We start from the raw sequence: 10,802 nt of genomic DNA on the forward strand, positions 1-10,802 counted from the left end.
TTTATGCAAGAGATGGAAATAGTATTTTTAAATGATGAATTTATAAAAGCTAGCGAAGCTAAAGTGAGTATTTTTGATAGAGGTTTTATCTTTGGAGATGGAATTTATGAAGTAGTTCCTGTGGTAAATGCAAAAATAGCTGATAAGGAAGAATTTTGGGAGCGTTTTGAGCGTAGTTTAGCCCAAATTAATCTACAAATTCCTTATACAAAAGAAGAATTTGAAAATATTTTAAAACAATTAATCATTAAAAATTCTCTCAAAGAAGGCGGGCTTTATATGCAAATTACTAGAGGGGTTGCTAGTAGAAATTTTGCTCTTTTAAAGGGGTTAAAACCTACTATTATGGCCTTTGCTTTTGAATGCAAGGTGATTGAGCATGAGTTTGCTAAAAATGGGGTGAGTGTTATTTCAACAGCTGATTTAAGGTGGAAAAGAAGGGATATAAAATCAATTTCTTTATTAGCTCAATGTCTTGCAAAAGAAGAAGCTGTTAAAGCTAAGGTTTTTGAAGCTTTTATGGTAGAAAATGCTTTAGTAACGGAAGCTTCTAGTAGTTCAGCTTTTATTATAAAAGATAAAACTTTAATCACTAAGCCATTTTCTAATGAAATCTTACCAGGAATTCGCCGTAAAAATATCTTAAAATTTGCAAAAGAACTTGATCTTAAAGTAGATCAAAGAGCTTTTAGTATGAAAGAAGTGTATGAGGCTGATGAGGTGTTTATTTCTGCGGCTACTTTTTTGATTTTAGGTGTTATAAAAGCAGATAGTAAGGTAATTAATGATGGTAAGGTGGGCTTTTATACCCAAAAACTAAGAGAAAAATATGTAGAAAAAATTCAAAAAGAGGTTTTTTAATCAAAACCCGCATTAGTAAATTCTTTAGGATTATCTAGAGCGTAGCGAAATTTTTCCCAGTCTATTTGTTTATCCCAAATAGCTACGATTAAAGCTGCTACGCTATTACCACATAAATTTCCCACAGCACGAATTTCAGACATAAATTTATCCACGCCCAAAAGTATAGAAATGGCAGCCACAGGTAAAACCTCGCCCAAACTTGCTCCTAAGCCATTGTTAGCTTCTACAATATGCATATTAGATAAAGCCGCAAGTGTACTTCCTAGTATAATAAAACCTGATCCAGTCACACCAACAGCACCTTTTGAGGCTATCATAAGCACTATTAAAATGCTAATTTCATGAGTTAAAGAAAGTTCTACATTAAAAGCTTGAGCAAGGAAAATTAAACTCATAGCCAAATAAATATTAGTACAATCAAGATTAAAACTATATCCAGTTGGTAATACCAAGCCCACAGTGGCTTTTGAAATTCCTGCTTTTTCAAGTTTTCTCATAAGCGGAGCTAATGCTGATTCGCTAGAACTCGTGGCAAAAACTATTAAAACTTCTCTTGAGATAAAACGCATAAATTTAAAAATATTGACTTTAGCAATAAAACAAATAAGCCCTAAAACTCCAAAGATAAAAAGCAAAGAAGCAAGCAACATAACAATAAGCAAATAACCCAAATTTAATAAAGAATCAAGTCCATATTTTGCCACTAAAAAAGCCATCGCAGAAAAAGCGGCGATGGGAGAAAAATACATAATGATTTCTAAGATTTTAAAAACAAAACTTTGCATAATTTCTAAGGTTTTTTGTATAGCTTTTCTCTCATCAATTCTCATAAGTGAAATAATAAAAGCACAAGCTAGGGCTATAACTAAGATTTGCAAAGTTTTTCCCTCGCTAAAAGCAGCTATGATATCAGTAGGTATAGCGTCTTTTAAAATATGCAAAATTTCATTTTGCGCACTTATTTCTATATTTTTATTAACAAATTGAGTCACACTTTCTTGATCTAGAGTGCTTGGATCAAGGTTCATTCCTTTACCAGGTCCCATAATGTTTGCCATAAAAATGCCAATAGCTAAAGCAAAAGTGCTTACTATTTCAAAATAAAGCAAAGCTTTAGCTCCTATGCTTCCAACTTGTTTTAAGCTTTCAAGACTAATAACACCTAAAACAATAGTTAAAAATATAATAGGACCTATGAGAATTTTTAAAGCTTGTATAAAATAATCTACACCGATTTTACTAGCTAATGCAAATTCCTTATCTAATAAGCCAAGGCAAATGCCAGCTATAATTCCTATAATCACCCAAAAACCTAAATTTTTTAACATTTTTTTGAGCTTGCTTGGTTTTTCATGAGTAATAACTAGCATAAAAAACTCCTTGTAATTTTAAAAAACGATACATATTAGCAAATAAAAACTTATTTTTATTGTTAAAATAAATAAAAAATAAATATAAAAGCTAAAAATAATAATTTTTTATCTTATTTTGTAGATAAAAGTAGCATTTTGTAGTATTTTTGTATGATTTATTATGAAATAAATAATGATAATGTTTATCTAAATTTAAGAAAGCTAGTACTATACTTGTGACTATGATTTTAAAAATGAATATCATTTCGGAGTAAAATAGTGTTTAAAAAAATAAGTTTATTAATGATTTTTTTATTTTGTTCTTTAACACTTGCTAGGGATATTGATTATCAAAAAGAAAGTCAAAATATTAAGCAAATTTTGAATGAAAGCATGGTGTTATATAAAGATAATAAAAATTTAGAAGCTAAGAAAAAAGCTGAAGATGCATATTTTCAGCATTTTGAAACCATGGAAGGCTCTATTGGTCGCAATGTCGGTAGAAAAGTCATTGTGATGGAGCGTAAATTTATTAATTTAAGAAAAATGTATAAAGATAAAGAAGATATTTCTAAGATAGAAGCTTTAATTAGTAGCTTGTATTTTGATTTAGATGAAGTCGTTCCTATATTAGAAAAAGGATTTCAATTAAAAGCTGAAGCTAGTGATATAAATTATGATAAAAAAGCAGCTGAAAGCTCATCTTTAAAAGCAGAAAAAGAGCGTCAAGCGCAAGCTGAAGCTATGTTTGCATCTTTACTTGGAGAGGATGTTAAAGGACAAACATCATCAAATTTGACTCAAAATTCAACTACTCAAGAGCAAAATATCCAAAAAGACGAAACATTATTAGCCTTACAAGAAGCTTCAGCTATGGATGCAAGATTGCAATTTTTAATGGATTCAATGATTTCAAAACTTGATCAAGCAGCATTGGCTTTTGTAAATAAAGATTACCAAAAAGCTAAAGATTTAATCCAATCAGCATTATTCGAAGATTATAGAAATTCAAAGGTAGAAGTTTTAGTAGCAAGATACACAAAAGCGGGTATGGATAAAAAAATTCAAACAAAACTTAGAACTATAATAAGAAAAATCAACAATAACACTTTGGATGAAAAAGCTATAAGAGATGAAATTTCAGACATATCAGATTTATTATATGAAGCATTCCTAGCTTTACCTAAAGAAGAATTAGCTTTACTTCAGGTTAAAGGCTTTAATGAAAGTGTTATGAGTACTAAAAACTATACTAAAGTATATGATGATATAAAAATTGCACTTAATAATATTTTACAAAATTATGATGGTTTTAATTTAAATAGCATAGATGCTTTACAAAATGTTTATTTGGATATTTTTGAAGCAAGTGGTATGGAAAGTAAAATTGGTGCTATTGATAGTGCTTTAAAATTAAAAATAGAAAGTTATTTTTCAAAAGGTGTTGCACTTATTAAAGCAAGTGCTTCTAAAGAAGAATTAAAACAGAATTTTGATGAGCTTGGTGCATTAATTGAAAATTCTTTGGATAAAATTCAAGAATCTTCACCTATGTCTTTATTTATATGGGCTTTGGGTATTATCTTAAGAGAAGGTTTAGAGGCTTTAATCATTGTTGTAGCCATAGTTTCATATTTAGTTCAAAGTGGTAATAAAAAGCGTTTAAGTATAGTATATTCAGCACTTTGGAGTGGAGTATTTTTAAGTTTTGTAACTGCATTTTTTATTTCATGGATTTTTAAAGAACAAGCAGGGCAAAGTAGAGAATTTTTAGAGGGCATTACTATGCTTGTGGCTGTTGCATTACTATTTTATGTCGGTTTTTGGCTTTTATCAAATGCGCAAAATAAAAAATGGGCAAATTATGTAAAAACTCAAGCAGTTGAAGCTATCTCAAATAATTCAGCAAAAACTTTATGGTTTAGTGTGTTTTTAGCTGTATACAGAGAAGGTGCTGAAACTATTCTTTTTTATCAAGCTTTATTATTTGATGCAAAAACAAGCACAGATTATAGTTTTATATTTATAGGATTAGCTAGTGGATTAATTATACTTATAATACTTTATTATTTATTAAAAGCTGGTGCTTTAAAAATACCAGTAAAACAATTTTTCTATATAACTTCATACATTATTTTTTATATGGTCTTTGTCTTTACAGGCAAAGGCATTGGTGAGCTCATAGAAGCCAAGGTTATTACACCAAGCTTACTTCCTTTTGATTTTGAAGGAATTTTATGGCTTGGAATTTATCCTTACTATGAGAGCATCATACCTCAGTTTATGGTTTTAATCTTACTCATTATGGGTATTTTTATAACAAAGCAAATTTCAAATAAAAGGGAAAAAATATGAAAAAAACTTTATTAAGTTTGGGTGCAGCAGTTAGTATTTTAGCTAGTTCAGTTTTTGCAGCAGAGGTGCCAATTGGCGATCCTTATGAGTTAAATGGTATGGAAATAGCAGCAGTTTATTTACAGCCAATCGAAATGGAGCCAAGAGGGATTGATCTTGCAGCAAGTTTAGCAGATATTCACCTTGAAGCAGATATTCATGCATTAAAGGGCAATAAAAATGGCTTTCCAGAAGGTTTTTGGATTCCTTATTTAACTATAGCTTATAAACTAACTAATCTTGACAATGGTAAAGTAAAAACAGGAACTCTTATGCCTATGGTAGCAGATGATGGCCCTCACTATGGTGCAAATTTAAAAATGGATACAGGCATAGGAAACTATGAGTTAGTATTTTTAATAGAAAGCCCAGAAAAACAAGGTTTTGGACGCCATGTTGATAAAGAAACGGGTGTTGGTAAATGGTTTGAGCCATTTTCAGTTAAATACAACTTTAAATACACAGGAAAACCTAAGTGATTTTTTCCCTAGCTTTTTGCTAGGGTTTATTTATAAAATTATTGATTTTATAAATAAATTCTATCAAAGAAGAGCCCATGTCGATTTATTTTGTACATTTTTTTGGAGTATTTTTTTCTTACGCACTTTTAAGTGCTTTATTTTTTTATAATCTAAAAAATTCTTTAGTGTTTAAACTTGCTTTTGTGGGTTTTGTTTTTTCTTATTTTGCTTTTTTTATTAGCGCTAAAACACTAAGTTATGATTTGTTGTATTTTTCTAATGATGTTTTATTTGTTTTATTGTTTTTAAGTGTTATCATTTTTTCTTTTATAAAAAATAATTTTTTAAAAGAAAAAATTCAAGCAATATTGCTTTTTTTATTATCTTTTGCTTTTGGTATAAAATACTTACATATTTCTATCGACTTTCCTATATTAAGCACTAATTTTTTAGATTCTTTAGCGATTAGTTCTTTTGGGCTTATTTTGCTTGCTTTTGTGATGTGTTTTGGGGTTTATCTTTTTACAAGATGGCTAAGGGAATTTAAATTTAAATTTTTAAATTTATTTTTACTCATTATCGTGATTTTTTATCTAAATGAAGCTTTAGCACAAATTTTATTGCACCTTATGAGAGAAGGTGTGATAGAAACAGAAAGTTTATATTTAAGCTATGTGGCAAAAAGTGTATATTATGCTAAATTCTATACATATATATGGTTTTTATTGCTAGGAATTTGTATAGTTTTAGCTTTAAAGCAAAGAGTGAGTGAAAACAGCAAGAAAAAAGATTTTGATATAGAATTTAGAAAAAATCAAGCAAAAAATTCAACTATAACTAATTTTAGTGCAAGTATTTTTAGTGCTATGATTTTAAGTCTTTGTATTTTTCTCTTTTATGACTTGCATGCTTCAAGACCAATCACCATAGACGAGCCAACCTATGTAGAGCCAAATGAAAATAATGAATTTGTTTTTGATGTGGCAATATTAAGAGATAATAACTTACATCGCTTTGCTTATATTAGCGATGAGGGTAAAGTGGTAAGATTTTTCTTGATTAACAAAAGAGAAGATAAAGACTCTCCAGTAGCAGTTTTTGATGCTTGTAGTATATGTGGAGATATGGGGTATGTTAAAAAAGGTGGAGAGTTAATTTGTATTTCATGTAATGTTAGAATTTTCTTACCAAGTGTAGGTAAGGCAGGTGGGTGTAATCCTATCCCTATGAAATATAAATTTGAAAATGGTAAAGTTATCATACCTTTTTCAGAAATTTTAGATGGGGTAAATTTTTTCACTCAAGTAGTAGAAAAGAAAGTTTATGATCCTATTGATCATACCGAGCTTATTAACTTAAAAGCACCAAGATCTTATGTTTATAAAGGAAGAACATATTTTTTTGCTAATGAAAAAAATTATGAAGAGTTTAAAAACGATCCTTTAAAATACATCGATATGAATAAATCTTCAAAATATAGAATTCATAATTTATTAGGAAATGACTATGCAAGTTAAGATTGTAAAAAACTCTATTTTTCAAAATAAAATCCAAAAATCTCTAGCCTTACTAACGATTTTTTTAGCTACTTTACTTATGGCTACTATGTTAAATCTTACTTTGGGTATAGGTAATGAAATTACAAAAGAATTAAGAAGTTATGGATCAAACATTTTAGTTTTACCTAAAGGTGCAAGTTTGAGTGTAGAAGTGGGTAATAAAATTTATGAGCCTTTGAAAAATCAAAATTTTTTAGAAGAAAACAAGCTCCATACTATAAAAGAAATTTTTTGGAGAAATAATATCAATGCCTTTGCGCCATTTTTAGATACTCAGGTAAAAATTCAAACTCCAAATGCAAATTATGAAAATATCTCTTTAGTGGGAACTTATTTTGATAAGGCTATAAAGATTCAAGATGATGATGATTTTTATGCAGGTATTAAAGAATTGTACAAATATAGTCAAATCAAAGGAAATTACCCAAAAGATGATAGTTTAGATGAGATAATGCTAGGAATAGATTTAGCACAAAAGTACGATTTAAAAATAGATGATGAAATCACCCTTGTGCAAAATGATCAAATTTTTAAAGTAAAAATTGTTGGTATTATGGATTTAACTCAAGCTTTTTCAAATAAAATCATCACTTCTTTGCTTTTGGCACAAAAGCTTTCTAAAAAAGAAGGTTTATTCTCAAAAGCAGAAGTTTCAGCTTTGACTATACCTGAAAATGATTTAGCGCAAAAAGCAAGACGCGATGTAGATAGTCTTGATCAGCTTGAGTATGATCAGTGGTATTGCACTGCTTATGTAAGTTCTATTGCCTATCAAATTGCAGAAGATTTTAAAGGTGCAAGCACAAAAGTAGTGAGTGCGATTTCAGATGCAGAAAGTTTGATAGTATCTAAAATTCAATCTTTAATGGCAGTAGTTAGCATTATATGCTTAATCGTAGCTTCCATAGCCATATCATCTTTAATGAGTGCGGATATTTTTAGAAGAAAAAGTGAAATAGGGCTTTTAAAAGCTTTAGGTGCTAGCACTTTGCAAATTTATATGATTTTTGCGTTAGAAGGGGTTGTGGTAGCTTTAGTTGGGGCTGTTTTGGGCTTTGCTTTTGGTATAGGTATGTCAGAGATTATCGCCTTGAGTATATTTGAACATACCATTGAAATTTCCTGGATTATCCTACCAATTTGTTTATTTTTTGCAGTGCTTATAGTATTTTTAGGATGCTTGTTTTCTATCAAAGGAATTTCTAAACTTTCTACTTCAGAGGTTTTATATGGGAAATAATTTTTTTATGCAAGAGGTTTTTAAATCTCTTATTTTTTCTTATAAAAGAGTTTGTATTATTTTTATAGCTGTGTTTATGGGTGCTATGGTTAGCGCCTCATTTTTTAATATTTATTTTGATATTGACACAAAATTGTCCAAAGAATTAAAAGCTTATGGAGCTAATTTTATCATCACGCCAAAAGATGATGAGTTTTTAAGCATGGATGAATTTAATCAAGCCAAAGAAAACTTGAAAGCAAAAGCTTTAACCCCATTTTTATATGGTTTTTATAATCTTGAAAGTTCAAGTGCGGTAGTTGTTGGGGTTGATTTTGCAAATTTAAAGCTTACCAAGCCTTTTATGGAGGTTTTAAAAGGAAGCTTTTCTTTGAGTGATTTTAGTGAAGATAGTGCCTTTGTGGGGGCTGATTTAGCTAAACAATTAGAGCTTAAAATAGGACAAGAATTGCAAATTTATAACCCAAGTATATCTAAAATAGTCAAAGTAAAAATCAAAGCTATTTTAAGAAGCAATGATGAGCAAGATGGGGTTTTAATCATCTCTTTAAAAAAAGCTCAAGAGTTAGCAGCTAAAGAAGTGATAAATTATGCTCAAGCTATTTTACTAGGTGATTATGAAAGCTTAGATCAAAAAGCAAAAGAACTTAGCAAGGCTAATGTAGAAGCCAAAGTCATAGCTTCAGTATCCATTAGTGAAGGTGTGATTTTAGAAAAGATCAAGGCTTTGATGGCTTTGATTAGTTTAACTATTTTGCTCATTAGTTCTTTGAGCGTAAATACCACTCTTAGTGCAGTGATTTTTTCAAGAAAAAAAGAAATAGCCTTGCACCTTGCACTAGGAGCTAAACATAAAGAAGTTATTAAACTTTTTGGAGCTGAAGTGTTTATTTTAAGCTTGAGTGCGAGTTTGCTCGGCGCTTTTTGTGGATATTTTTTGGCAAATATTTTTGGGTATTTGATTTTTAATGCAAGTATAGATTTTAGATTGCTTTCAGTGTTTTTTGCGGTACTTGTTTCTTTGGTATTTGCATTTTTTGCAAGTATCTTACCGCTAAAAAAAGCCTTAAAAATCAATGTTTGTGAAAATTTAAAGGGTGAGTGATGAAAAATATTATAAAAATTTCAAATTTAAATCGTAATTTTAATGAAGTTAAAGCTTTGCAAAATATCAACCTAGAAGTAAAGCAAGGCGAATGGCTAGCCATTATGGGCCCATCAGGTTCAGGTAAATCAACACTTTTAAATATACTTTCTTTAATGGATACTCAAAGTAGTGGGGAGTATTTTTTAGATGATAAAGAAGTTGGAAATTTAAGTGAAGAAGAAAAAAGCGTAATTAGAAGAGAAAAAATAGGTTTGATTTTTCAACAATTTCATTTAATACCTTATTTAAATACTTTAGAAAATGTTATGCTAGCTCAGTTTTATCACTCAAGTATAGAACAAAAAGACGCTATAATGGCACTAGAAAAAGTAGGGCTTTCACACAGACTTACGCATTTACCTAGCCAATTAAGTGGCGGGGAGCAACAAAGGCTATGTATAGCAAGAGCTTTAGTGAATGATCCTGAAATTTTATTAGCAGATGAGCCAACTGGAAATTTAGATGAGGCAAATGAAAAAAACATTTTAGAGCTTTTTTGTAAATTAAAACAAGATGGTAAAACCATAGTTTTAATCACTCACAATCCAGACTTAGCTACTTTTGCTGATAGAACTATCATTTTAAGCCATGGAGTGATGAAAAGTGAAAATTAAAAGTATAATTTTAGCTTGTTTATGTTTAGTTTTTTTAAGTGCATGTTTTGAAAACAACAATAAAAATGGCGGCAAAGTAGGCTTAAAAGCACCAGAAATCGCAGCTAAAAATTTAGAAGGTGAGAAAATCAAACTAGCTGATTTTGATAATCTCATTGTTTTAACCTTTGTAGAGCAAGGTTGTGCATCTTGTTTAAAAGACTTACCACTCTTGGAGAAACTAGCTAGCGAATATCCTAAAAAAATCACTATTTTAGCACTTGATTCTGTGGATAAGGGGAAAGATTTTGAAGAATTTGCTACAAAATATGATTATAAAAATATTATATTTTTGCAAGATGATTTAGATATATCATGGCAAAGATTTAACATTTTTGCAGTGCCAACAACTTTTGTCATTAAAGATGGTGTTGTGCAAGATAAAATTATAGGAGAAAAACCATGGTCACAACTAAAAGCTTCTATTGCTTCTTGGCTTTAATAAGTGTTTTTTTCTTTAGTGCATGCTCAAATAATGAATTTCAAACCTTAAATTCAAGTCAAAACTATACTTTTAAATACGATGGTTTTGAAAAAACCTTAAAAACACAAAATGCAAATCAAGCTTATGCTTTATTTTTTTTCACGCAAGATTGTGGTGCGTGTAATGCACAAATTCCGATGCTAAATGAACTTTATAGAGAAAGAAATTTTCCTATTTTAGCGGTGTTAAATGGAGCTAAATCAAAAGAAGAAGCCCAAAAAATTCTTTTGGAAAAAAAGTTAGATTTACCACTTATGTATGAAGCTAAAGCAAGCTCATTTTTGTCTAAAGCTGTGGGTGGAATTTATGGTGTGCCTGTGATAGTTTTTTATGATGAAAAAGGCAAGATAAATGAAAAATTCATCGGACTTACTCCAAAAAGTGTTTTAGAAAATAAGATTAAATTTTTACAATAATTTTTTTATTAAAAGTATTAATATTGTTGTATTTGCAGTATTTAAGATATTTTTTATCTTAAAATATTTTTAAGTATAAATTTATAAATAAAATATTAATATTCCAAGTTCATTATCAAAATATTGTCAATGAATATTGTAAAACACGCAAATGGATAATGAATCAATCAAATACATTAACTATTTTTGAAAGGATTTACATGTTAAGATTTTTATCCAAAAATCACCTCAC

10 protein-coding genes are annotated in these 10,802 nt (G+C 29.4%); 9 read left to right on the forward strand and 1 reads right to left on the reverse strand.

The window, feature by feature from the left end; genetic code table 11:
* The first annotated feature begins 3 nt into the window (after positions 1–3).
* Positions 4–861: a D-amino acid aminotransferase gene (locus L8V85_RS02010; protein ID WP_263737374.1), complete on the forward strand. Its 858-nt coding sequence runs from the start codon at positions 4–6 to the stop codon at positions 859–861.
* On the opposite strand, the gene L8V85_RS02015 is transcribed toward L8V85_RS02010, so the two are convergent.
* Positions 858–2,234, reverse strand: coding sequence for a cation:dicarboxylate symporter family transporter (locus tag L8V85_RS02015; RefSeq protein WP_263737375.1), 1,377 nt, complete (start codon positions 2,232–2,234; stop codon positions 858–860). The two genes, L8V85_RS02010 and L8V85_RS02015, sit on opposite strands and share 4 nt — an antisense overlap.
* Positions 2,235–2,519: 285 nt before the next feature.
* Here L8V85_RS02015 and L8V85_RS02020 point away from each other — a divergent pair, with 285 nt between their 5' ends.
* The 8 genes from L8V85_RS02020 (at position 2,520) to L8V85_RS02055 (ending at position 10,570) form a co-directional block, all read left to right on the forward strand.
* The gene (locus L8V85_RS02020) at positions 2,520–4,571 is read left to right on the forward strand and encodes an FTR1 family iron permease (RefSeq protein ID WP_263737376.1); all 2,052 of its coding nucleotides are present in this window, start codon (positions 2,520–2,522) and stop codon (positions 4,569–4,571) included.
* Complete coding sequence (locus L8V85_RS02025) at positions 4,568–5,089, forward strand: iron transporter (protein ID WP_087700014.1); 522 nt, start codon at positions 4,568–4,570, stop codon at positions 5,087–5,089. The genes L8V85_RS02020 and L8V85_RS02025 overlap by 4 nt, the downstream gene beginning before the upstream one ends.
* 77 nt (positions 5,090–5,166) lie before the next feature.
* Positions 5,167–6,588 (forward strand): Fe-S-containing protein, encoded by a 1,422-nt coding sequence (locus L8V85_RS02030; RefSeq protein WP_133319909.1) that lies wholly within the window; start codon positions 5,167–5,169, stop codon positions 6,586–6,588.
* Positions 6,578–7,870, forward strand: coding sequence for an ABC transporter permease (locus tag L8V85_RS02035; RefSeq protein WP_133319910.1), 1,293 nt, complete (start codon positions 6,578–6,580; stop codon positions 7,868–7,870). Before L8V85_RS02030 ends, L8V85_RS02035 begins: the two co-directional genes overlap by 11 nt.
* On the forward strand, positions 7,860–8,975 hold the full coding sequence (locus tag L8V85_RS02040) for an ABC transporter permease (RefSeq protein WP_263661191.1): 1,116 nt from the start codon (positions 7,860–7,862) through the stop codon (positions 8,973–8,975). Before L8V85_RS02035 ends, L8V85_RS02040 begins: the two co-directional genes overlap by 11 nt.
* A complete protein-coding gene (locus L8V85_RS02045) occupies positions 8,975–9,631 on the forward strand; it encodes an ABC transporter ATP-binding protein (protein WP_263737377.1) in 657 nt (218 codons plus the stop codon). Before L8V85_RS02040 ends, L8V85_RS02045 begins: the two co-directional genes overlap by 1 nt.
* The gene (locus L8V85_RS02050; protein ID WP_263669958.1) at positions 9,621–10,112 is read left to right on the forward strand and encodes a TlpA family protein disulfide reductase; all 492 of its coding nucleotides are present in this window, start codon (positions 9,621–9,623) and stop codon (positions 10,110–10,112) included. The genes L8V85_RS02045 and L8V85_RS02050 overlap by 11 nt, the downstream gene beginning before the upstream one ends.
* On the forward strand, positions 10,073–10,570 hold the full coding sequence (locus tag L8V85_RS02055) for a TlpA disulfide reductase family protein (RefSeq protein WP_318529728.1): 498 nt from the start codon (positions 10,073–10,075) through the stop codon (positions 10,568–10,570). The genes L8V85_RS02050 and L8V85_RS02055 overlap by 40 nt, the downstream gene beginning before the upstream one ends.
* Positions 10,571–10,802: the final 232 nt, after the last annotated feature.

The sequence above is a fragment of the Campylobacter sp. IFREMER_LSEM_CL2090 genome (assembly GCF_025771865.1).
Lineage (GTDB): Bacteria > Campylobacterota > Campylobacteria > Campylobacterales > Campylobacteraceae > Campylobacter_D > Campylobacter_D lari_D.

What these genes read in the sequence shown, in the direction of transcription:
- L8V85_RS02010 (WP_263737374.1), top strand. Translation starts at nt 4, where the DNA reads ATGCAAGAGATGGAAATAGTATTTTTAAATGATGAATTTATAAAAGCT.
- L8V85_RS02015 (WP_263737375.1), bottom strand. Translation starts at nt 2,234, where the DNA reads ATGCTAGTTATTACTCATGAAAAACCAAGCAAGCTCAAAAAAATGTTA.
- L8V85_RS02020 (WP_263737376.1), top strand. Translation starts at nt 2,520, where the DNA reads ATGATTTTTTTATTTTGTTCTTTAACACTTGCTAGGGATATTGATTAT.
- L8V85_RS02025 (WP_087700014.1), top strand. Translation starts at nt 4,568, where the DNA reads ATGAAAAAAACTTTATTAAGTTTGGGTGCAGCAGTTAGTATTTTAGCT.
- L8V85_RS02030 (WP_133319909.1), top strand. Translation starts at nt 5,167, where the DNA reads ATGTCGATTTATTTTGTACATTTTTTTGGAGTATTTTTTTCTTACGCA.
- L8V85_RS02035 (WP_133319910.1), top strand. Translation starts at nt 6,578, where the DNA reads ATGCAAGTTAAGATTGTAAAAAACTCTATTTTTCAAAATAAAATCCAA.
- L8V85_RS02040 (WP_263661191.1), top strand. Translation starts at nt 7,860, where the DNA reads ATGGGAAATAATTTTTTTATGCAAGAGGTTTTTAAATCTCTTATTTTT.
- L8V85_RS02045 (WP_263737377.1), top strand. Translation starts at nt 8,975, where the DNA reads ATGAAAAATATTATAAAAATTTCAAATTTAAATCGTAATTTTAATGAA.
- L8V85_RS02055 (WP_318529728.1), top strand. Translation starts at nt 10,073, where the DNA reads ATGGTCACAACTAAAAGCTTCTATTGCTTCTTGGCTTTAATAAGTGTT.